A 20,177-nucleotide genomic window follows, 5' to 3' on the forward strand; every position below is an offset into this window, starting at 1 on the left:
GCGGATCGTCCCCGCCCCGTCGCTCCGAGCGGCCTGGGGTGGGGAACGGTCCCACCGGCCATCGATTCGCCTGGACGAATCGATTCGCGCTTCGCGCGTCGCATCCTTGATGCGTACTACGAACGCCAACGCACAGAGCGAGAAACAGGCATGTCCGTAACCGCTGTTCCCCTTCGTCCCGTCCGGCGTGCCTATCTGGTCTGGATATGGGTCGCGGTGGCTGCCGCGATCGTGGTGGCGGCCTTGCTGGCGCGCCAGGGCGATGCTGCGCTCCTGCGCGAGGCGCGTGGACCGGGTGTCGAGACGACCGCTTCGGGCCTGCAGTACAAGGTGCTGGTGCCCGGCAATGGCGGTGCGCATCCGACCGCCAGCGACGTGGCGCTGATCAACTATACCGGTCGTCTGATCGACGGCACCGTCTTCGACAAGTCGCAGCAGCCGGCCCCGATGCCGCTTTCGGGTGTCCTGCCGGGCTTTGCCGAGGCGCTCAAGCTGATGCCGAAGGGCGCGAAGTATCGCTTCTGGCTGCCCGCCAAGCTGGGCTATGGCGACCGCGCGAACGGTGCAATTCCGGCGAATTCGACGCTGGTGTTCGATGTCGATCTGATCGACTTCATCCCCGAATCGGTCCTGCGCCAGATGCAGGCCCAGCAGTCGATGATGGGCGGCGCGCCCGGGGCGATGCCCGGCGGCGTCCCCGGCGCGCCCTCGCCGCGCTGACCGGTCGGTCGCACGAGCGACCCTCCTGCCGATCGAAAATAGTCGCCGGGGTCCCATGGACTCCGGCGATTTCGTTTGTCTGCAGGGTGGGATTGTAGCCGTTCGACGCCGCCCTTTTGCGAGTTTTCCATCAGGAGGGTGAGGGGAAGCGGATCACCACAAAGCTGCTTTCGCCGTTCGGCCCAAGCGAAGTCGAGGGCCAGGGGGCAACTGTGATGTTCCTGCGAGAGCGATAGGCTGTCGCTTGCGGATCATGGCGTTGAGGATGACGAGGAGTTGCCGTGCGACGGCGATAAGGATGGTCTTTGGCGCCTTGCCCTTGGCGTGCATCCTGTCGCGCATGGCGGTGAGGACGGGAATACGCCGTGAGGCATTGAGGGCGGTGATGTAGAGGGCTTCGCGGACCTTGCGCCGCCCACCCCATATGCGTCTGGCACCGCGCCATGTGCCACTTTCCCGGGCGTGAGGGCAAGGCCTGCGAGCGAGGCGATCTTGCGGCGGCACAGCGTGCCGAGTTCGGGAAGTTCGCCGAGCAGGGTGGCGAGGACGGTGGGCCCGATGCTGGGAACGGCCGTTAGCAGCCGGGCCTGTTCGGACAGGGCGTGATCTTGGGCGATGAAGCCTGCGATCTATCGGTCGAGCTCGGCAATCTGCTGGCCGAGCAGGTCGATCATGGCCTCGATGGCTTGCGCGATATCGGGCTGACCTGTGCTGTGGCGATGCAGCTTTTCGGCTTTTCGCATGTCGACCAACTGCCTGCGACGGCGTACGAAATCGGCTAGGCGAGAACGCGTCGGGCTGAGCGGGATGGTAGCCGGCAGGTCGAGCGCCGCGCCCATCTGCGCGAGCACCCGGGCATCGACGCGGTCGGTCTTGGCGAGCGTGCCGGTGGCTCTGGCGAACTCGCGCGCCTGACGCGGATTGACGCGCGAGAAGGGATGGCTGCGGGTCGCCAGCGCGGCGATCAGGTCGCCGCCGCAGCCGCTGGTGGCTTCGAAGACGACACGGACATCATGGTCGAGCGTGTCGAGCCAGGCGTCGATGGCATCCGGTGTATTGGCGATCTGCCCGATCCGGCCGGATGGCAGCTCGCAAATGTCGATGAGAGCACGCGAAAGGTCGCAGCCGATGACGGCTTGTGGCATGGTATAGGCTCCTGTCCATGTCGTGCGGGATCAGCAGTCCCAAGCAACGGTTCAGGGTTGTGACCAACGCGGAAGGGACCCTTGCTCCCTATCGGGCTCCAGACCCTCGGGGGGGACGGGCTCCCTTCCGCAACACCTTCATACCAGCATCACATCAGACAGGGGGGGGGGGGAGGGCTCCCTTCCGCAACACCTTCATACCACCGTCGCATCAGGCAGGGGGGGCTGTCTTGCGCCGATCCCCATTTATGGCGGTGCAGGCCGCTAAGCCCGGTTTAGCGGTTTCGCCCAAGAGGAAGTGCCCAGCGTTAAATGATTCCAGATGGATCGCTGCTTGACGCCTGCGGGCAACTCAAGCGCCATAATTCAGCGAGCCCCGGAAATCAGGCAAAAAAATAGCGGCCCGAAGGCCGCTATTTCTTTCAGTCATGAAGCTGAAGCAGCTTACTTGCTGTCGGCCGAATCGTCCGAATCCGCGACAACCACGATGCCGGCAACGACGGCAGCCGCTGCCAGAACCGCAACGAGAACGCCACCACCGGCCAGGCCGTTCTTCTTGGCAGCCGGAGCCGAAGCGCGAACCGACTTCGAAACCGAGAGGCTGGCAGCCGGGTTCGCGGCCATCGCCGGAGCAACGGTCATCGAAACGGCGGCGGCGGCGACGAGAAACTTCCCAAGACGCATGTTAAACTCCCTTGATAAATGTCGGTGGGCTCATGACACGGCAGCCGTATCATGGCAACCCCACCAACGAGTGCGGGACAGTTATGCTCCCGCACTGGTGCGGCATTGCAACATTGCTTCTCCGCCTCGTGGCTATACTGTGCTTCGCCGGTAAACGGAATGCCCCGGCAAACGTTTCGCCTCGGTAAAGTGGCGTTAAGTGGTGAAAATCTCCTGGATGCCGTCTTCCAGCATCAGCGCGGACAGGCGATCGGTCTGGTAGGCGCCGGTGTCTATGCCGATGCGATGCGGCAGGATTTCCACCTCGTCCGCGACGGTATGGCCATGCACCACGACCTTCTCCAGCACGCCGCGATGGTCGAGAAAGGGATCGCGGATCCAGCGGGTCTCGGCCAGCTTCTGGTCGGCGATGGCGATACCCGGCCTGACGCCCGCATGGACGAACGCATAATCGCCCAGCACCATGATCTCTTTCAGATCGCTCAGGAACTCGCGATGTGTCGCGGGAATGACGGCCTTCAACCGCTCGGCGACCTCGGCATAATCGAGCCGTTCATAGTCCTCGGCCGTCACGCCATAGCTCAGCATCGTCTCCCGCCCGCCGACGCGGCAGAACAGACGGAGCGCCTTGTCCTCGCCCTGGAGCGCGCGAATCAGGATCTCCTCGTGATTGCCCATCAGGCAATGCACCCGGTGGTCGGCCGCGCACAGTCCGCGCACCCGCTCCAGCACCCCGGCGGAATGGGGGCCACGGTCGATCAGGTCGCCGAGAAAGATGATATGCCGCTCGGCCGGACCGCGCGCCGCGTCATCGGCCTCGATCCGTGCCAGCAGCGTGTCGAGCAGGTCGAGCCGACCGTGAATGTCACCGATCGCATAGACCCGAAGGCCAGGCTGCATGAAGGGCACGAACTCGGGCGCGCGTTTGCGCAGATTCAATAATTTGGCAAGCATGGGTGGCTTTAAATCCGCAACAGGCGGTTGTCCTTAATCTCCCCCGGCCCCCCACGCAAACGCGAAGCGCGGTCTCAGGCCTGGTCGGGCCACAGCCCGCGCGTATCCAGCACCGTCTTGCCGCGTCGCTCTTCCAGGGGAACCGATCGGAAGATGTCGTGATCGACCAGAACGACCATGGCGTCGCAAGTTTCCAGCGCGGTGTCGATGTCGATCAGGGTGGCGCCGGTCCCGTCGAAGCCGGAGGGCAGCGACCGGGCATAGGGCTCGACGATCCGGATTCGCGCGCCGAAGCGTCGGGCCAGGGCGGCGGCGACCTTCAGCGCGGGGCTTTCGCGGAAATCGTCGATATTCGCCTTGAAGGCGAGGCCGAGACAGGCGACCGGGCGGTCCGGTCCCTGCGCCTCGATCATCGCGCTGGCGCGGGCGATGATATGCGCGGTCTTGCCGTCATTCACTTCGCGCGCGGTGCGGATCAGCGGTGTGTTCTGCGGATCGGCGGCGACCAGGAACCAGGGGTCGACCGCGATGCAATGCCCGCCGACGCCGGGGCCGGGCGACAGGATGTTGACGCGCGGATGGCGGTTGGCGAGGCGGATCACCTCCCACACATCGACGCCCAGCGTGTCGGCGACCAGGCTGAGTTCGTTGGCGAAGGCGATGTTGACGTCGCGGAACGCGTTTTCGGTGAGCTTGGTCATCTCCGCCGCGCGCGCGGTCGTGGTGACGCAGGCGCCGCGCACGAAGCGCCGGTAAAAGGCCAGCGCCTTGCGCGCGCAGCGCGGGGTGATGCCGCCGATCACCCGGTCATTGTCGATCAGCTCGACCAGGATGCGCCCCGGCAGGACGCGTTCGGGGCAATAGGCGATGGCGAGATCGGCCTGCTCGCCCGCACGCGCCAGCCCCGGCATCTTCAGGTCGGGGCGCAGGGTGGCGATCAGGTCGCGCACCTGCTCGGTCGTGCCGACGGGCGAGGTCGATTCGAGGATCACCGTGTCGCCGGTCTTCAGCACCGGCGTGACCGCGCGCGCGGCGTCGAGGACATAGGTGATGTCGGGCTGCCGCGCCTCGGTAAAGGGCGTCGGCACCGCGATGACGAATACGTCGGCGGGCGCGACCGTCAACGCCGCCCTGAGCAATCCGCGCGACACCACGCCCGAGACGAGACCGTCGAGATCGACCTCCTCGATATGCACGCGGCCCGAATTGATCGTCTCCACGACCGAAGGCGTGACGTCGACGCCGGTCACGATCGCGCCGGTGCGCGCGATGATCGCGGCGGTGGGCAGGCCGATATAGCCCAGCCCCATGACCGTGACCGCAAATTCAGTGTCCAAGGGCATGTGTGATGATCCTGCTGATCCGGTCGGCGCTGTCGCCGTCGCCGAAGGGGTTGTGGGCGCGCGCCATCGCGGCATAGCGGTCGGGCTGGTCGAGCAGCGCGAACAGTTCGGCGACGATCCGGTCCTCGTCGGTGCCGACCAGCCGTGCGGTGCCAGCCGCGACGCCCTCGGGCCGCTCGGTCGTCTCGCGCATGACGAGCACCGGCTTGCCGAGCGCGGGGGCTTCCTCTTGCACGCCGCCCGAATCGGTCAGGACGATATGCGCGGCGTCCAGCGCCCGGACGAAATGCGGATAGTCGAGCGGCGCGATGCGCGCGATGCCGGGGTGATCGCCCAGCTCGCGGTCCATCACGCTGGCGACCTGCGGATTGGGATGGACGGGAAAGAGGATGCCGACATCCGCCCGCGCGGCGATCCGGCGCAGCGCACGGGCGATGGCGGCCATGCCGTCGCCGAAATTCTCCCGCCGATGGGTCGTGACCAGGACGATCCGCCGCCCCGCCATCCGCGCCAGCACCGGATCAAGATCGGCGGCCAGCGCAGGCTCGGCGGCGATGCGCGAGCGGGTCCAGTGCAGCGCATCGATCACGCTGTTGCCGGTGACATGCACGCGCTCGGCGGCGATCCCCTCGGCCCGCAGCGCGGCGGCGGCGGTTTCGGTCGGGGCGAAGTGAAGCGCGGCGATCGGGGCGATCATCCGCCGGTTCACTTCCTCCGGCCAGGGTTGATAGATGTCGCCCGAACGCAGTCCGGCCTCGACATGCGCGACCGGCACCTTGCGGTAATAGGCGGCCAGCGCGCCCGCCATGGCGGTGGCGGTATCGCCCTGCACGACGACCATCGCGGGGGCCTCGCGGTCCATCACCTCGCCTAGCCCGGTCAGCAGCCGCGCGGTCAGTCGATCGAGCGACTGGTCCGGTTCCATCAGGTCCAGATCATGGTCGGGCGTCAGCCCGGCGATCGCCAGCACCTGGTCCAGCATCCCGCGATGCTGCGCGGTGACGCAGGTCCGCACCGGCCGCCCCGTCGCCAGCGACAGGGCCCGGATCACGGGAAACAATTTGATCGCTTCGGGTCTTGTGCCGAAGACGACGAGGATGGGGGCCCGATTCATGCGGTTTACCTGTAGCTTGTCGCATTTAAAGACACCCTAATCGCGTTTTGTCATCACGGCACTTTGTTGCAGTGCATGATGCAGATAGGGCCGCTTCGTCCCAGGGAGGTTTCATGACGATCAAGAAAGTTCGCAAAGCGGTTTTCCCGGTGGCCGGGCTCGGTACGCGGTTCCTGCCGGCGACCAAGTCGATGCCCAAGGAAATGCTGACCGTCGTCGACAAGCCGCTGATCCAATATGCGGTCGAGGAAGCGCTGGAAGCGGGGATCGAGCAGATCATCTTCGTCACCGGTCGGGGCAAGGGCGCGCTGGAGGATCATTTCGATATCTCCTACGAACTGGAAGCCACGATGAAGGCGCGCGGCAAGTCGCTCGCCGTGATCGAGGGCATCCGCCAGAAGCCGGGCAGCCCCGTCTATGTCCGCCAGCAGGAGCCGCTGGGCCTGGGCCATGCCGTGTGGTGCGCGCGCGAGATCGTCGGCGACGAGCCGTTCGCGGTGCTGCTGCCCGACGAACTGATGGTCGGCGGCTTCATGAAGCAAATGGTCGAAGCCTATGACAGGGTCGGCGGCAACGTCATCGGCGCGCTGGAAGTGCCCGACAGCGAGACCGACAAATACGGCATCATCTCGCCCGGCAAGCAGGACGGTCGCCTGACCGAAGTGACCGCGCTGGTTGAGAAGCCCAAGGGCAAGGCGCCGTCGAACCTGATGATCCCCGGCCGCTACATCCTCCAGCCCGAGGTCATGCAGATCCTCGACGCGCAGGAGCCGGGCGCGGGCGGCGAGATCCAGCTGACCGACGCGATGGCCAAGCTGATCGGCAACCAGCCGTTCCACGGCTTCACCTTCGACGGCCAGCGTTACGACTGCGGCGACAAGGCGGGCTGGCTGACCGCCAACCTGGCGCTGGGCCTGGCACGCGAGGACATCGGCCCTGCGGTGCGCGAGTTCGCCAAGACGCTGCTCGGCTGATCGGCTTCCCGGTGTTTGGAGAAGGGGCGGGGCCGAGAGGCCGCCGCCCCTTTTTCATTCCCTCCTCGAGCGCCGACTGGGGAGGGGGACCATCGCGTCAGCGATGGTGGCGGAGCTTTGCCGTCCCGGACAGGTCGTTCATCGCCCTCGCCGCGACAGCCAGGCGAAGGTCAGCAGGATCACCGTCGGCCACAGCATCGTCGCCCACATGTCCGACCAGCTGGCGGCCAGATTGCCCTCGTCGGTGGGGTAGAAGGGCTGGAGCAGGTCATAGGCTTCGTTGACCGTCTCGATCGCCAGCACGGTCAGCCAGCACCGCCAGTCCCAGGGCTTGCGCCGCATCACCAGCGCGGCCAGCACCAGGATCGCCATGCCCGCATGAACGTGCAGCGTGCTGTCGGGCAGGCCGGTGACCTGGCCGATCCACCCCTTGTCCCCCGTCCAGTCGAGCCAGCCCGAGGGCGGCCGGGGAGTCCCGCTCATGCCGCCGCCGCCACGCCGGCGCAGCGGCAGCCGGGGTCCTTGGGCAAAGCGAGCGTGCGGAAGCGCAGCGACAGGAGATCGGCGATCAGCACGCTCCCCGCGCTGTCTCGGCCGAAGGGGGCGATGGCGCGCAACACCTCCAGCGCGGCCAGGCTGCCCATGATGCCCGTCACCGGCCCCAGCACACCGTCATCGGCGCAGGTCAGCCCGGCCTGATCGACCGCGTCGCCGACGAAGCAGCGATAACAGGGCTTGTCGGCTTCCCAGCCGCGATAGGTCGCCAGCTGACCCTCAAACTGCCCGACCGCCGCCGAGACCAGGGGGATGCGCCGCGACAGCGCGGCGTCGGCCACCGTCAGCCGGGTGGCGAAATTGTCGCATCCGTCGAGCACGACATCGGCGCCGTCGATCAGCGACAGCACGGTGTCGGGCATCACCCGCGCGCGGTGCGTGTCCACCGCGACATGCGGGTTCAGGCGGCGCGCGAAGCGGGCGGCGGCCTCCACCTTGGGCGTGCCGCGATCCTCTGTCGTGAAGATCGTCTGGCGTTGCAGATTGGACGGCTCGACGACATCGTCATCGATCAGGACCAGCGAGCCGACCCCGGCGGCGGCGAGATACTGGATGGCGGGTGAGCCGATCCCGCCCGCGCCGATCACCGCGACCCGCGCCTGTTTCAGCCGGAGCTGGCCCCCGCCGCCAAATTCGCGCAGCACGATGTGACGGGCATAGCGGGCCAGTTCGTCGTCGGTCAGGATCATCCCGGCCATGTATAGGTGATGACGGTCCGATACCAGCGGTCGCCCTGGCGCATCGGGCGGTACGGCATTTGCCGGATCATCCGCTGTGCCACGCCCGCGCTATATTGCTCGACCGTGGGGCAGCCGATGGCCAACGGCACCACGCTCTGCGCGCTGCCATCGGCGTTGAGCCAGACCGCCATCGGCACGACCAGCACCACCTGCCCCTCCTCGGTTACGCGGTCGCGCGGGCAACGCCCGGCCTGGACCTCGGCGCGGACGAAGCGGACCATATCCGGTCCGGCGGGCGGCAGGGTGAGGGTGGGAAGCGTGGTCCAGTCGTGCGGCGGCTCGCTGGCAGAGGGTGCCGCCGCCGGGGGCGGGGGCTGGGGCACCGTCACCTGCGGCGCGACCGACACGGTCTGGAGCGCGAACAGGGTGGCGAGCGCGATCATCGGCCGGTCGATCCGAAACCGCCGCTCCCGCGCTCGGTCGCATCCAGTTCGTCGACCTCGGCCAGCACGGCGCGCTGGACGGGGGCGGGGACCAGCTGCGCGATCCGCTCGCCGCGCACCACCGCAAAGGGCTCGTCGCCCAGATTGGCGAGGATCACCTTCACCTCGCCGCGATAATCCTCGTCGATGGTGCCGGGGGTGTTGAGACAGGTGATGCCATGCTTGAGCGCCAGGCCCGAGCGGGGGCGCACCTGCACCTCGTAACCCGGCGGGATGGCGATGGCGAAGCCGGTCGCGACGGCGGCGCGCCGACCGGGCTCCAGCGTCAGCGTCTCGGCCGCGACCACGTCCATCCCGGCCGCGCCGGGCGTGGCATAGCCGGGCAGGGGAAGCCCCTCGCCATGGGGCAAGCGTTTGAGAGCAATCGAAATGGGTGCAAGCGTCATGACCGCGCTTGTAGCGCATCGGCAATGCGTTGCGCGAGCCCCCTGGCGACGGCGTCCTTGCCCATCCGGTCCCAGCTCTCGACGCCGTCGGCGGTGACCAGGTGGATGCTGTTCGCGTCGCCCCCGAACACGTCCGAGGATACGTCATTGGCGACGATCCAGTCGGCGCGCTTGCGGGCGCGCTTGGCGACGGCATGGTCGATCACATGCTCGGTCTCGGCAGCGAAGCCGACGACCAGCGCGGGGCGGTTCGGCGCGGTGGCGACGCTTGCCAATATGTCGGGATTTTCGACCAGCGTCAGGGCGGGGGTCGCGCCGCCGTCCTTCTTGACCTTCTGCCCGGCCGCCTCGACCCGCCAGTCGGCGACCGCGGCGACCATCACCGCGGCATCGGCGGGCAGCGCGGCCGCGACGGCGTCGGCCATCTGGCGCGCGGTCTCGACATCGATCCGGTCTACCCCCGCAGGCGTCGGCAGCGTCACCGGCCCCGCGACCAGGGTCACGCGCGCACCCAGCCGGGCGAGCGCCTCGGCCATGGCGAAACCCTGCCGCCCCGAGGAGCGGTTGGCGATATAGCGGACGGGGTCGATCGGCTCATGCGTCGGCCCGGCGGTGACGAGGATATGGCGGCCGGTCAGGGGACCGGCCTTGGGAGCCAGCGCGGCCTCGATCGCGGCCAGGATGGCGGGCGGCTCGGGCAGGCGGCCGGGGCCGAACTCGCCACAGGCCATGGCGCCTTCGTCGGGGGCCATGACGGTCAGCCCGTCCGCGCGCAGCCGCGCGACGTTGCGCTGCGTCGCGGGGTGCTGCCACATGCGGACGTTCATCGCGGGCGCGACCAGCACCGGCGTATCGGTGGCGAGCAGCAACGTCGTCGCCAGATCATCGGCATGGCCGCCCGCCATCCGCGCCATCAGGTCGGCGGTGGCGGGCGCGACGACGATCAGGTCGGCCTGGCGGCTGAGCTGGATATGCCCCATCTCCGCTTCGTCCTTCAGGTCCCACAGGGTGGTGAAGACCTGATTCTCCGACAGCGCGGCCAGCGTCATCGGGGTGACGAAATGGCTGCCCCCCTCGGTCAGGACACAGCGCACGCCATGCCCGCTCCGGCGGAGCAGGCGGATCAGCTCGCATGCCTTGTACGCGGCGATGCCGCCGCCGACGATCAACAGGATTTGGCTCATCGCACGACTCGCGTCACGGTGATGCGTCGCCGGTCGCGCGCGGCGGCGATCAGCTCGCGAACCGCATCGGGGGCGAAGACGACGCCGAGGAAGAAGATCGGCGACAGGCCCAGCACCATGGCGGGCGACCCCGTCACCAGCGCCAGCGCCGCATAGACCGCCATGGTCGCGACCGCCCGCCGCGCCACGGGTTGCCGCCAATGCGCCCAGCCGAGCGCGGCCAGCACCGCCAGCGGTACGACCATGCTGATCGGCAGGCCGCCGACCGGCTGCGCCGCCGCGATCGACGCGATCAGCGTGCCGGGCGCGATCGGATGGACCGGGCCGTCCATCGCCGGGTCGATCGCGGTCACCATGCCGTGCAGCGCATGCGCATGCGCCGCCAGCACCAGCAGCGCGACCGCCAGCGCGGTCATCCATCCGATCGCCTCGCGCCGCGCGCCCGCCTGCGCCGCCAGCACCAGCATGATGACGGCATAGGGCAGCGCCATCGGGGTCAGGATCATCGCGACCAGCCCCAGCGCCACCGCGCTCAGGCCCGCCTCGGGCCGCCGCTGGACCAGCGACAGCGCGATCAGCACCCCCGCCCAGCCTTCGGGCGTGGTCACCATCGGCAGGTTGGGAAGCGGGAAGAAGCCCGCGATCAGCAGGACCGCCGCCAGCCCGATCGCGATCCGCCCCTCCAGCACCGGCACGATCCGCCGCAGCCACCCCATGACCAGCCCGACGCCCAGCATCATCATCCCCGCATGCCAGACCAGCGGGGGCAGGGCGGCCAGCGTGACGAACAGCGCGGGCAGCGGGACCGCCAGCAGCGCGGGGCGAAGCGCCCGGCCATTCTCGCGCAAAGCGTCGAGCGCGGCCGGATAGAAGGACTGGCCGTGGCGCATATGGTCGAGGATCGCCATGGTCACCGGCGACAGCCGCTCGGCCACCGGCTCGAAGGCGCCCTGCGTGGCATAGCCGATCGCGACCAGCAGGATCAGCAGCGCCAGCACCGCGCGCGCCACCATGGGCGACACGCCCGTCATCCGCCCCGGCTGGCCCAGCCAGAGCGGCCGCGACAGGCGGCGCACGGGAACAGGCGGCGCGCTGCCCGGCATTCCTACCGGAGCACGGCCAGTGTTGCCGCGACCCCGACCGCGGCCGAGGCCATGGACAGCAGCGCATAGCGCCAGCCGCCGCCGATCCGCACGACCTCGATCTCCTTGAGCGGCGGGGCGGGCGGCTCGCCACCCGGCGCGGGGTAGCGCGCCTCGATCCGGCGGACCAGTTCGGGCAGGCGGGCGAGCGTCTGCACATCCTCGATCAGGCGATCGGCGATCTTGGCCTCGGGGCCCAGCTCGGTGCGGATCCACTCGCGCACGAACGGTGCGGCCGAGTCCCACAGGTTGATATCGGGGTCGAGGCTGGTCGCCACGCCCTCGACCATCACCATGGTCTTTTGCAGCAACAGCAGATGCGGCTGCGTCACCATGTCGAAATCGCGGGTGATCGAGAACAGGCCGTCCAGCATCATGCCGATCGACATGTCCTTGACCGGCAACCCGCGCATCGGCTCGCCCACCGCGCGCAGGGCGGTGGCGAACTCGGCGACATTGTGGTGCGCGGGCACATATCCCGCCTCGAAATGAATCTCCGCGACGCGCTTATAGTTGCCGGTGATCAGGCCATAGAGGATCTCGGCCAGCCAGACCCGTGCGCGCCGGTCGATCCGGCCCATGATGCCGAAGTCGATCGCGGCGATCTTGTTGCCGGGCAGGGCGAAGAGATTGCCCTGGTGCATGTCGGCATGGAAGAAGCCCTCCGCGATCGCCTGGCGCAGAAAGGCGCGTACCAGCGTCTGGGCTAGGTGCGGCAGGTCGTACCCCGCCTCGACCAGCGCCTGCCGGTTGGACAGCTTGATCCCGTCGATCCATTCGACCGTCAGCACCTTGGCGGTCGAGCGCGCCCAGTCGATCTGCGGCACCATGAAATCGGGCTCGGCGGTCATCGCCTCGGCGAGTTCGGAGGCGGAGGCCGCCTCGCGCCGGAAGTTGAGTTCGCGCAGCGTCCAGCGGCGGAAATTCTCGACCGTCAGGCGTGGGCGGAGCCGGGCGGCCTCGCCGCTCATCCCCTCGACCTGCGCGGCGGCCCATTGATAGGTGTCGATGGCGCGGGTGAAGTCCTCCTCCACGCCGGGGCGCAGCACCTTGACCGCGACCGTCCGGCCATCGGTCGTGACCGCACGGTGCACCTGCGCGATCGAGGCGGCCCCGACCGGCGTCTCCTCGATCGAGCTGAAGAAGTGCGAGGGCGGGCGGCCCATGCTGGCCTCCATCGCGGCGCAGATCGTCGCGAAGGGGACAGGGGGCAGCTGGTCCTGGAGCCGCAGCAGATCCTGCGCGGCCTCTTCGCCGACCAGATCGGGGCGGGTGGCCAGCGTCTGGCCCAGCTTGATTGCCGCCGGGCCGATCGCCTGGAAGGCATCGGCATAGGCGGGCTGGACGGGCACGCGTGCGCCGAATCGCGCGACGCGCGCCAGCCGCCGCACGGGGGCGGGCGTGTTGGGATCGCGCTCGATACCCCGCAGCGCGCCATGCCGCGCCAGCGTCCGCCCCCATTTGAGCAGACGCCAGAGATGCACCACCGGCTGGGTCACAGGGCGTACCCGCCCATGCCTGGCTGCATCAAATCTTCCAGCCCGAATGGATCGCGACCAGGCCGCCCATGATCGGTTCGACCTTGGTCTCGACGAAGCCCGCCTCGCGGATCATCCGCTCGAAGGTCGGCATGTCGGGGAAGCGGCGGATCGATTCGATCAGATAGCGATAGCTGTCGGCATCGCCCGCCAGCATCTGGCCCAGCTTGGGGACCAGCTTGTGCGAATAGGCGTCATAGACTTCCGAAAAGCCCGGCCAGACGGTGGTCGAGAATTCCAGGCAGAAGAAGCGTCCGCCACGGCGCAGCACGCGGTGCGCTTCCTTGAGCGCGGCGGGGATGTCGGTGACGTTCCGGATGCCGAACGCGATCGTATAGGCATCGAAGAATTTGTCGGGGAAGGTCAGGATCTCGGCATTGGCCTCGGTCCAGACCAGGCCGTCGATGCCGCGATCCTGCGCGCGCTTCATGCCGACTTCCAGCATCGCCGGATTGATGTCGGCGACCGTGATGCTGGCGCCCGATTCGGCCAGGCGGAAGGCGATGTCGCCCGTGCCGCCCGCCATGTCGAGGATCTGGTCGCTGGCGCGCGGCTTCACCCGGCGGACGAAGCGATCCTTCCATAGCCGGTGCATGCCGCCCGACATGGCATCGTTCATCAGGTCGTATTTGGAGGCGACGTTGGTGAAGACCCCGCCGACACGGGCAGCCTTCTCGTCGCGGGGCACATCTTCATAGCCGAAGGAGACGGTATCGCTCATGGACTTGCCCTAGCCCGGCCTTGCTGGCGGGGCAAACGCTACCTAGCTGTTTGGGCGACGAAAGCCATTCAGAGGGACGATGCCCGAACTTCCCGAGGTCGAAACCACCGTGCGCGGCCTGACGCCGGTGCTGGCGGGCGAGCGGTTGACGCTGGTCGAGCCGCGCCGCGCCGACCTGCGTCGCCCGTTCCCCGCCGAGCTGCGCCAGCGGATGACGGGCGCGACGGTCACGGCGCTGGGGCGTCGCGCCAAATACGGCCTGATCGACACCGATCGGGGCGATACCATGGTCTTCCACCTGGGCATGTCGGGCCGCTGGCGGATCGATCCGGGCGAGCCGCTGGTCCATGACCATCTGCTGTTGGAGACGGGGGCGGGGCGGCGGCTGGCGCTGAACGATCCCCGGCGATTCGGTTTCATCGACCTGTGGCCGACCGCCCAGCTCGCGGGCTATCCGCCGTTCCTCGCCATGGGGCCCGAGCCGCTGGGCCCCGACTTCACCGCCGACTATCTGGCGACGGCGCTGGAGGGGCGCGCGGCCCCGATCAAGGCGATGCTGCTCGACCAGCGAATCGTCGCGGGCCTGGGCAATATCTATGTGTGCGAGGCGCTGCACATGGCGCGGATCACGCCGGGGCGCGCGGCCGGGCAGATTTCGCGGACGCGACTCGTGCGGCTGGTCGAGGCGATCCGGGCGGTGCTGGAGGCCGCGATCCTGGCGGGCGGGTCGTCGCTGCGCGATTATGTCCGCCCCGATGGCGAACTGGGCTATTTTTCGAAGGAGTGGCGGGTCTATGGTCGCGAGGGCGAGGCCTGCGAATGCGGGGCGATCGTCCGGCGCCGGACCGATTCGGGGCGGTCGACTTTCTGGTGTGCGACCTGCCAGCGGAGTTGACGACCGTCCCGCCAAGGTTTAAGGGGCGCGGCTTCAAAGCTGGTGCGTCGCGCCGCTATTCCTTTTGATCGAAATTTAGAGGTTTTCATGGCGAACACGCCGCAGGCCAAAAAGCGTATCCGTCGCAACGAACGTCGCGCCGTCATCAACGGCAACCGCGTCAGCCGCATCCGTACCTTCGTGAAGAAGGTCGAAGCCGCCCTGGCCGCCGGTGACAAGGAAACCGCGACGGTCGCTCTGGCCGCGGCGCAGCCCGAAATGGCGCGTGGCGTTGCCAAGGGTGTGCTGCACAAGAACACCGTGGCGCGCAAGTTCTCGCGCCTGACCAAGCGCATCGCCGCGCTGGCCTAAGCCTTTCAAAGCGACGAACGAAACCCGCCGGGGGCGGTCCCCCGGCGGGTTTTTTCGTGCGCCTGTCCCGGGTTAACGCATCGATTCCGTATCGGGCGGCGGGAACAAATCCGCGCTTTGCCGAACCCTAGGATTCTCCGCGATTCGACTAGATCGGGTCCGGGGAAGGCTTTCGTGCGCCTTGGTTAATTTATAATGATTTCAGTGGGTTGCGAGATAATTGAACGGGTTTCTGCGGGCTTTTGCCTGTCAATCCGGTTTATTTCAGATTTATGGCCGGACACGGTCTTGATCAGACCCCACCATGGCTCATAATCGGTATCCCAGCAGCGGCGTTACGTCGCCGCGTCATGGAAATAGCAAGGTGACAGGACCGGGCCGAATCCCCTCGATTCGCTCCAGGGATGTCCTGTCGCCAAGTGAAACAGGGTCGGCCGTCAGCGGCGGCCGGTGAGTATGGAGTGCGCGGGTGACGAATTGGCAGGCAACGCGACCGACGTCGGACCAGGCTCGTGCCTGGGCGCGCGTCCGCGCGAACCTGCGCGAATCGGCAGGGGCGCGGCTGTTCGACCAGTGGCTCAAGCCTATGGAGCTGATCGAGGGCGATGAGCCCGATACGGTCCGCCTGGCGCTTCCCTCGGCCTTTGCGACCAACTGGGTGCGCAGCCATTATGCGGACCGGCTCCATCTGGAATTCAAGGCGGTGCTGCCCGAGGTCCGCTCGGTCGTCATCGAAACCCGCGCCCCCAGCCGCACCGCACGGCTGACCAGCGCGGACACGCTCGACGTCGTGACCCCGCTGCGTGCGGTCGCCGCGCCGCGTGTCGAGGAGGCCGCGCCGTCCGCCGAGCAGCCGTCGCTGTTCGCGGTTCCGGCCGAGCCGGTGGCCGCGCCGCCTGCGCCGTCGCGGGCCCGCGCGCCGCGTGCGGCCCCCGCCGCCGCGCCGCATCCGGTCGCGCAGGAGGCCGCTCCCGCGACCACCGCCGCGCCGGCGATTCGGGTGACGAGCGACCGCCCGCCGCTCGACCCGCGCCTGACCTTCGACCGATTCGTGGTCGATTCGTCGAACCGGGTCGCGTTCAACGCCGCGCTGTCGCTGGCCGAACCGGGTCCGCCGCGGTTCAGCCCGCTCTTCCTCCATGGCGGCACCGGGCAGGGCAAGACCCACCTGATGCATGCCATCGCGCATGCCTTTCTCGAATCGCATCCCGAGGCGGTCGTGCTGTGCATGTCGGCCGAGCGGTTCATGTTCGATTTCGTCGCCGCGATGCGCGCGCGCGACACGCACAGCTTCAAGTCGCGGCTGCGCTCGGCCGACCTGCTGCTGATCGACGATCTCCAGTTCATCGCGGGCAAGGATTCGACGCAGGAGGAATTCTTCCACACCGTCAACGAGCTGGTCGGCGCGGGCAAGCGGCTGGTCATCTCGGCCGATCGTTCGCCCCAGTCGCTCGACGGGGTGGAGCCGCGCATTATCGGTCGCCTGGGCGCCGGGCTGGTTGCCGACATCAAGGCGCCCGACCTGACGCTGCGCCGCACGATCCTGAACCGCAAGGTCGCCGACCTGCCCGAGAATGTCCCGAACGACGTGCTCGACCTGCTCGCCTCGCGGATTCGCGGCAATATCCGCGAGCTGGAGGGCGCGCTGAACCGCGTCGTCGCCTATGCGCAGCTGACCGGCGACAAGATCGACCTGGAATTCGCGGTGGCGACGCTGGGCGAGGTGCTGCGCGGTGCCCAGCGGCGAATCACCATCGACGAGATCCAGAAGCTGGTGAGCCGCCATTTCGAGCTCAAGCCGCTCGACCTGGTCTCGGCCCGCCGCGCCCGCGCGATCGCGCGTCCGCGCCAGATCGCCATGTATCTCGCCAAGCGCCTGACCACCCGCTCGCTGCCCGAGATCGGCCGCAAGTTCGGCGGGCGCGACCATTCGACCGTGATCTATGCGGTGCGCAAGATCGAGGAACTGCGCGATACCGACCGCGATATCGACAATGCGGTGCGGGTGCTGATGAAGGAACTGGAGGGCTGAGGTTCCGCCGGGCGGGGTGGGGGCGTGGCCTTCGACTTCGCTCAGGCTGAACGGAGCGAGGGAAACAAGCCCTGTTCCAACAGCCGTTCAGCCTGAGCGAAGTCGAAGGCCACGCGCGTTCGCATCCCCAAGGTCCGTCAACACCCGATCCAACTCTGGTGCCCGCTTATAGCGGATCACCCGCTCCCCGGCGGGCTCCAGCACTTGCACGATCCCCGGCCGCACGGCGCGTCGCCATCGCCAGCCATATATCAGGAACGCCAGATCCAGCCGTTCGGGGCATCCGGGCGCGCTATCGGGCCGGACCTGCCCTCGATAGCGTGCCACGCGCCGCAGGATACGCGGCATGGTCACGCGGCGCGGCAGATCGAGCAGGATGATCCGATCCGCGCGCGCCAGTCGTTCGTCAATCGCAGGTCCATAGCGGGCATGGGAATAATTGCCGTCGATGACCCATCGGGGTTGCGCGGCGATCGCCGCCAGATCGGCGATGAACGCCTCCCTCGGCCGGGCGACCCAGCCGGGACCATGAAACAGCGCATCGGCGTGCCAGACGGGCAGGTCCAGGCGTTCGCCCAATTGCCGGGCCAGCGTCGACTTGCCGCTACCCGGCGGCCCCATCACCATGATGCGGGTGACGGGGCCGGGGGGCATCAGATTTGCAGGCCCATGGTCCGCTGCACGTCGAGCAGCATCGGCGCGGCCAGATCGCGCGCCTTCTCGGCGCCGCGTTCCAGAATGCGGCCCACCTCGCCGCGATCGTCGAGCAACCGGGTCAGCCGCTCGCGGATCGGGCCCAGCGTCGCGACCGCCAGGTCGGCCAGCTCGGGCTTGAACGCGCCGAAGCCCTGGCCCGCAAACTGCGCCAGCACATCGGCGGGCGCGCGGTCCGCCATCGCGGCATAGATGGTGATCAGGTTGCGCGCCTCGGGGCGGCCCTCCAGCCCCTCCAGCGTCTCGGGCAGGACGTCGGGGTCGGTCTTGGCCTTGCGGAATTTCTCGGCGATCTGGTCGTCGCTGTCGATCAGCTTGACCAGCGACATCTCCGACGGGTTGGACTTGGACATCTTGGCCGATCCGTCGCGCAGGGACATGATGCGCGGCGCGGCGGCGCTGATCAGCGGTTCGGGCAGGGTGAAGACCTCGCGGCCATAGTCGTTGTTGAACTTGGTCGCGATGTCGCGGGCCAGCTCCAGATGCTGCTTCTGGTCCTCGCCCACCGGCACATGGGTGGCGTTGTAGAGCAGCACGTCGGCGGCCATCAGCACCGGATAGTCGTACAGGCCGACGCTGGCGCCCTCGCGGTTCTTGCCCGCCTTGTCCTTGAACTGGGTCATGCGGTTCAGCCAGCCGACCCGCGCGACATTGTTGAGCAGCCAGCCCAGCTCGCTATGCGCGGGCACGCGGGTCTGGTTGAACAGGATCGAGCGTTCGGGATCGATCCCGGCCGCGATCAGCGTCGCGGTCATCTCGATCGTGTTGGCCGCCATCGCCTCGGGCGCGATCCACTCGGTCAGGCCGTGCAGGTCGGCGATGAAGTACATCGTCTCGCCGCCCTGGGCCTGGATCTGGTCCTGCATCGCCACCCACTGCTTCACGGCGCCCAGATAATTGCCGAGATGAAGGTTGCCTGTGGGCTTGATGCCGGAAACGACGCGCATGATGGTCCTCAACTGTTGCGGCGAACGAGCCGCTTGATGTCCGCGATCCGGAAAGCGCCGGTCGCGAAGGTGGCCATCGCATAGACCAGCATGCCGGTGGCGACCAGTAGGAGGAGCGCACCCCAGCGTTCGAGGTTGGAGCCGGTCACATAGGGCTGGAACTGCGTGTTGAGCAGCGCCATCGCCCCGCCCATCAGCAGCGCCGCGACCCCCATCCGCCACGCGCGGCGGCGCAGCTGCGCATCAGCGACGAAATGCCCACGCTTCGACAGGGTGCGATAGAGGAGCGCGACATTGACGGTCGAGGCGATCGCGGTGGCGAGCGGCGGGCCCATATGCTTGAGCGGCCAGATCAGGATCAGGTTCAGCACCAGATTGACCAGCATCGACTGGGTGGCGAAGCGCACCGGCGTACGGGTATCGGCGCGGGCGTAGAAGCCCGGCGTCAGCACCTTGACCAGAATATAGCTGGGCAGCCCGATCGAGAAGGCGGCCAGCGCCTGCGAGGTATAGAGGCTGTTGGTCGCGGTGAACTTGCCATGCTGGAACAGCGCGGCGGTGATCGGCTGGCCACAGACGATCAGCGCGACCGTGGCGGGCAGGGTGAGCAGCAGCGCCAGCTCCATGCCCCGGTTCTGCGTCTCCATCGCCTCGGCCTCCTTGCCCGCGCCCAGCAGGCGCGAGATGGTGGGCAGGAGCACGGTCCCCAGGCCGATGCCGATCAGCCCCAGCGGCAGCTGGTTCAGCCGGTCGGCGGCATAGATATAGGAGACGGAGCCTGCAGGCAGGAAGCGCGCGGCCAGCCCGGTCGAGATCAAGAGGTTGATCTGCACCGCGCCCGCCCCGGCGGCGGCGGGCAGGATCAGCTTCAGCAGCCGCTTGACGTCGTCGTTGATCGTCGGCCGCTTCAACCGCAACCGGACCCCGGCGCGGCGGCAGGCCCACCACAACCAGACGAATTGCAGGATGCCCGCGACCGACACCGCGATCGCCTGGTTGCGCGCGGTGGGCAGCGGATCATGCGCGTGGAACAGCAGAAGGGCCGCGATCAGCGTCAGGTTGAGCAGGATGGGGGCGGCCGCATTGACCCAGAAACGGTGCAGCGAATTGAGGATGCCGCCCAGCAGCGACACCAGGCTGATGAACAGCAGATAGGGAAAGGTCAGCCGGTTGAGCAGCACGATATAATCGAACTGCGCGGCCGTCCCGTCGCCATAGCCGAAGGTCTGGAGCCAGGTGACGGGCCAGGCCGCGACCTCGACGATCGCAGTCATCACGATCAGGACGGGCAACAGCACCGACAGCGCATTTTCGGCAAAGGCCAGCCCCAACGCCAGGCCGGAGCCTTCCGCGGCCTTGTCCCCCTCCGCCACCTTGCGGTTGAACATCGGGATGAAGGCAGCGGAAAAGGCGCCCTCGGCGAAGAGCGCGCGGAAGAGGTTGGGCAGGCGAAACGCGATCTGGAACGCGTCGGAGGCGAAGTTCGCGCCCACGAAGCGGAAGAACAGCGAGTCGCGAACCAGACCAAGCACGCGGCTGGCCAGAGTCAGCCCGCCGACCGAGCCCAGCGCCTTGGTCAGATTCATCGATCAGTC

General features: G+C 67.9%; 21 protein-coding genes. 5 read left to right on the forward strand and 16 right to left on the reverse strand.

Annotated elements, in window-relative coordinates; translation table 11 throughout:
• Positions 1 to 150 precede the first annotated feature (150 nt).
• Positions 151 to 720, forward strand: coding sequence for an FKBP-type peptidyl-prolyl cis-trans isomerase (locus QE363_RS07465; protein WP_309693782.1), 570 nt, complete (start codon positions 151 to 153; stop codon positions 718 to 720).
• A gap of 629 nt (positions 721 to 1,349) precedes the next feature.
• Here the strand turns inward: QE363_RS07465 and QE363_RS07470 are convergent.
• The 5 genes from QE363_RS07470 to wecB all read right to left on the reverse strand — a co-directional run bounded on the left by QE363_RS07470 (position 1,350) and on the right by wecB (position 5,960).
• The gene (locus QE363_RS07470) at positions 1,350 to 1,865 is read right to left on the reverse strand and encodes a transposase (protein WP_309690550.1); all 516 of its coding nucleotides are present in this window, start codon (positions 1,863 to 1,865) and stop codon (positions 1,350 to 1,352) included.
• 444 nt (positions 1,866 to 2,309) lie between these two features.
• Complete coding sequence (locus tag QE363_RS07475; protein ID WP_309693785.1) at positions 2,310 to 2,549, reverse strand: hypothetical protein; 240 nt, start codon at positions 2,547 to 2,549, stop codon at positions 2,310 to 2,312.
• A 195-nt stretch (positions 2,550 to 2,744) separates the two neighbouring features.
• Positions 2,745 to 3,503, reverse strand: coding sequence for a metallophosphoesterase family protein (locus QE363_RS07480; RefSeq protein WP_309693787.1), 759 nt, complete (start codon positions 3,501 to 3,503; stop codon positions 2,745 to 2,747).
• Positions 3,504 to 3,577: 74 nt separating this feature from the next.
• Positions 3,578 to 4,846, reverse strand: a complete 1,269-nt coding sequence (gene wecC, locus QE363_RS07485) for a UDP-N-acetyl-D-mannosamine dehydrogenase (protein ID WP_309693790.1) — start codon at positions 4,844 to 4,846, stop codon at positions 3,578 to 3,580.
• Positions 4,830 to 5,960: a non-hydrolyzing UDP-N-acetylglucosamine 2-epimerase gene (wecB, locus tag QE363_RS07490; RefSeq protein ID WP_309693793.1), complete on the reverse strand. Its 1,131-nt coding sequence runs from the start codon at positions 5,958 to 5,960 to the stop codon at positions 4,830 to 4,832. Before wecB ends, wecC begins: the two co-directional genes overlap by 17 nt.
• A gap of 113 nt (positions 5,961 to 6,073) precedes the next feature.
• Between wecB and galU the strand changes: the two genes are divergently transcribed.
• Positions 6,074 to 6,934 carry a UTP--glucose-1-phosphate uridylyltransferase GalU gene (galU, locus tag QE363_RS07495; protein ID WP_309693795.1) on the forward strand — a complete coding sequence of 287 codons (861 nt, stop codon included), beginning with the start codon at positions 6,074 to 6,076 and terminating at the stop codon, positions 6,932 to 6,934.
• A gap of 138 nt (positions 6,935 to 7,072) precedes the next feature.
• On the opposite strand, the gene QE363_RS07500 is transcribed toward galU, so the two are convergent.
• The 8 genes from QE363_RS07500 to QE363_RS07535 are packed head-to-tail and all read right to left on the reverse strand — an operon-like array spanning position 7,073 to position 13,643.
• Complete coding sequence (locus QE363_RS07500; RefSeq protein WP_309693797.1) at positions 7,073 to 7,417, reverse strand: hypothetical protein; 345 nt, start codon at positions 7,415 to 7,417, stop codon at positions 7,073 to 7,075.
• A complete protein-coding gene (locus QE363_RS07505) occupies positions 7,414 to 8,178 on the reverse strand; it encodes a molybdopterin-synthase adenylyltransferase MoeB (protein WP_309693800.1) in 765 nt (254 codons plus the stop codon). The genes QE363_RS07500 and QE363_RS07505 overlap by 4 nt, the downstream gene beginning before the upstream one ends.
• On the reverse strand, positions 8,175 to 8,612 hold the full coding sequence (locus tag QE363_RS07510; protein ID WP_309693802.1) for a hypothetical protein: 438 nt from the start codon (positions 8,610 to 8,612) through the stop codon (positions 8,175 to 8,177). The genes QE363_RS07505 and QE363_RS07510 overlap by 4 nt, the downstream gene beginning before the upstream one ends.
• Positions 8,609 to 9,058 (reverse strand): dUTP diphosphatase, encoded by a 450-nt coding sequence (gene dut / locus QE363_RS07515; protein WP_309693805.1) that lies wholly within the window; start codon positions 9,056 to 9,058, stop codon positions 8,609 to 8,611. Before dut ends, QE363_RS07510 begins: the two co-directional genes overlap by 4 nt.
• Complete coding sequence (gene coaBC / locus QE363_RS07520) at positions 9,055 to 10,242, reverse strand: bifunctional phosphopantothenoylcysteine decarboxylase/phosphopantothenate--cysteine ligase CoaBC (RefSeq protein ID WP_309693807.1); 1,188 nt, start codon at positions 10,240 to 10,242, stop codon at positions 9,055 to 9,057. Before coaBC ends, dut begins: the two co-directional genes overlap by 4 nt.
• Complete coding sequence (locus QE363_RS07525; protein WP_309693810.1) at positions 10,239 to 11,318, reverse strand: hypothetical protein; 1,080 nt, start codon at positions 11,316 to 11,318, stop codon at positions 10,239 to 10,241. The genes coaBC and QE363_RS07525 overlap by 4 nt, the downstream gene beginning before the upstream one ends.
• A 29-nt stretch (positions 11,319 to 11,347) precedes the next feature.
• Positions 11,348 to 12,883 carry a 2-polyprenylphenol 6-hydroxylase gene (gene ubiB, locus QE363_RS07530; RefSeq protein WP_309693813.1) on the reverse strand — a complete coding sequence of 512 codons (1,536 nt, stop codon included), beginning with the start codon at positions 12,881 to 12,883 and terminating at the stop codon, positions 11,348 to 11,350.
• A 28-nt stretch (positions 12,884 to 12,911) separates the two neighbouring features.
• A complete protein-coding gene (locus QE363_RS07535) occupies positions 12,912 to 13,643 on the reverse strand; it encodes a class I SAM-dependent methyltransferase (RefSeq protein ID WP_309693815.1) in 732 nt (243 codons plus the stop codon).
• 79 nt (positions 13,644 to 13,722) lie between these two features.
• Between QE363_RS07535 and mutM the strand changes: the two genes are divergently transcribed.
• The 3 genes from mutM to dnaA all read left to right on the forward strand — a co-directional run bounded on the left by mutM (position 13,723) and on the right by dnaA (position 16,921).
• Entirely contained in the window at positions 13,723 to 14,538 is an 816-nt protein-coding gene (mutM, locus tag QE363_RS07540; RefSeq protein ID WP_309693818.1) for a bifunctional DNA-formamidopyrimidine glycosylase/DNA-(apurinic or apyrimidinic site) lyase, read from the forward strand.
• Between the two features lie 87 nt (positions 14,539 to 14,625).
• Positions 14,626 to 14,889, forward strand: coding sequence for a 30S ribosomal protein S20 (gene rpsT, locus QE363_RS07545; RefSeq protein ID WP_007404699.1), 264 nt, complete (start codon positions 14,626 to 14,628; stop codon positions 14,887 to 14,889).
• A gap of 469 nt (positions 14,890 to 15,358) precedes the next feature.
• Positions 15,359 to 16,921, forward strand: a complete 1,563-nt coding sequence (gene dnaA / locus QE363_RS07550; RefSeq protein WP_309693838.1) for a chromosomal replication initiator protein DnaA — start codon at positions 15,359 to 15,361, stop codon at positions 16,919 to 16,921.
• Positions 16,922 to 17,008: 87 nt separating this feature from the next.
• Here dnaA and QE363_RS07555 read toward each other — a convergent pair whose 3' ends face one another.
• The 3 genes from QE363_RS07555 to murJ are packed head-to-tail and all read right to left on the reverse strand — an operon-like array spanning position 17,009 to position 20,168.
• Positions 17,009 to 17,575, reverse strand: coding sequence for a topology modulation protein (locus tag QE363_RS07555; RefSeq protein WP_309693843.1), 567 nt, complete (start codon positions 17,573 to 17,575; stop codon positions 17,009 to 17,011).
• Positions 17,575 to 18,582 carry a tryptophan--tRNA ligase gene (gene trpS, locus QE363_RS07560; protein WP_309693846.1) on the reverse strand — a complete coding sequence of 336 codons (1,008 nt, stop codon included), beginning with the start codon at positions 18,580 to 18,582 and terminating at the stop codon, positions 17,575 to 17,577. Before trpS ends, QE363_RS07555 begins: the two co-directional genes overlap by 1 nt.
• Before the next feature lie 8 nt (positions 18,583 to 18,590).
• Positions 18,591 to 20,168, reverse strand: coding sequence for a murein biosynthesis integral membrane protein MurJ (gene murJ, locus QE363_RS07565; protein WP_309693849.1), 1,578 nt, complete (start codon positions 20,166 to 20,168; stop codon positions 18,591 to 18,593).
• Positions 20,169 to 20,177: the final 9 nt, after the last annotated feature.

Origin of the sequence: Sphingomonas sp. SORGH_AS_0870, assembly GCF_031453175.1 — a bacterium.
Taxonomy (GTDB): domain Bacteria; phylum Pseudomonadota; class Alphaproteobacteria; order Sphingomonadales; family Sphingomonadaceae; genus Sphingomonas.

What these genes read in the sequence shown, in the direction of transcription:
- QE363_RS07465 (WP_309693782.1), top strand. Translation starts at nt 151, where the DNA reads ATGTCCGTAACCGCTGTTCCCCTTCGTCCCGTCCGGCGTGCCTATCTG.
- QE363_RS07470 (WP_309690550.1), bottom strand. Translation starts at nt 1,865, where the DNA reads ATGCCACAAGCCGTCATCGGCTGCGACCTTTCGCGTGCTCTCATCGAC.
- QE363_RS07475 (WP_309693785.1), bottom strand. Translation starts at nt 2,549, where the DNA reads ATGCGTCTTGGGAAGTTTCTCGTCGCCGCCGCCGCCGTTTCGATGACC.
- QE363_RS07480 (WP_309693787.1), bottom strand. Translation starts at nt 3,503, where the DNA reads ATGCTTGCCAAATTATTGAATCTGCGCAAACGCGCGCCCGAGTTCGTG.
- wecC (WP_309693790.1), bottom strand. Translation starts at nt 4,846, where the DNA reads ATGCCCTTGGACACTGAATTTGCGGTCACGGTCATGGGGCTGGGCTAT.
- wecB (WP_309693793.1), bottom strand. Translation starts at nt 5,960, where the DNA reads ATGAATCGGGCCCCCATCCTCGTCGTCTTCGGCACAAGACCCGAAGCG.
- galU (WP_309693795.1), top strand. Translation starts at nt 6,074, where the DNA reads ATGACGATCAAGAAAGTTCGCAAAGCGGTTTTCCCGGTGGCCGGGCTC.
- QE363_RS07500 (WP_309693797.1), bottom strand. Translation starts at nt 7,417, where the DNA reads ATGAGCGGGACTCCCCGGCCGCCCTCGGGCTGGCTCGACTGGACGGGG.
- QE363_RS07505 (WP_309693800.1), bottom strand. Translation starts at nt 8,178, where the DNA reads ATGATCCTGACCGACGACGAACTGGCCCGCTATGCCCGTCACATCGTG.
- QE363_RS07510 (WP_309693802.1), bottom strand. Translation starts at nt 8,612, where the DNA reads ATGATCGCGCTCGCCACCCTGTTCGCGCTCCAGACCGTGTCGGTCGCG.
- dut (WP_309693805.1), bottom strand. Translation starts at nt 9,058, where the DNA reads ATGACGCTTGCACCCATTTCGATTGCTCTCAAACGCTTGCCCCATGGC.
- coaBC (WP_309693807.1), bottom strand. Translation starts at nt 10,242, where the DNA reads ATGAGCCAAATCCTGTTGATCGTCGGCGGCGGCATCGCCGCGTACAAG.
- QE363_RS07535 (WP_309693815.1), bottom strand. Translation starts at nt 13,643, where the DNA reads ATGAGCGATACCGTCTCCTTCGGCTATGAAGATGTGCCCCGCGACGAG.
- mutM (WP_309693818.1), top strand. Translation starts at nt 13,723, where the DNA reads ATGCCCGAACTTCCCGAGGTCGAAACCACCGTGCGCGGCCTGACGCCG.
- rpsT (WP_007404699.1), top strand. Translation starts at nt 14,626, where the DNA reads ATGGCGAACACGCCGCAGGCCAAAAAGCGTATCCGTCGCAACGAACGT.
- QE363_RS07555 (WP_309693843.1), bottom strand. Translation starts at nt 17,575, where the DNA reads ATGCCCCCCGGCCCCGTCACCCGCATCATGGTGATGGGGCCGCCGGGT.
- trpS (WP_309693846.1), bottom strand. Translation starts at nt 18,582, where the DNA reads ATGCGCGTCGTTTCCGGCATCAAGCCCACAGGCAACCTTCATCTCGGC.
- murJ (WP_309693849.1), bottom strand. Translation starts at nt 20,168, where the DNA reads ATGAATCTGACCAAGGCGCTGGGCTCGGTCGGCGGGCTGACTCTGGCC.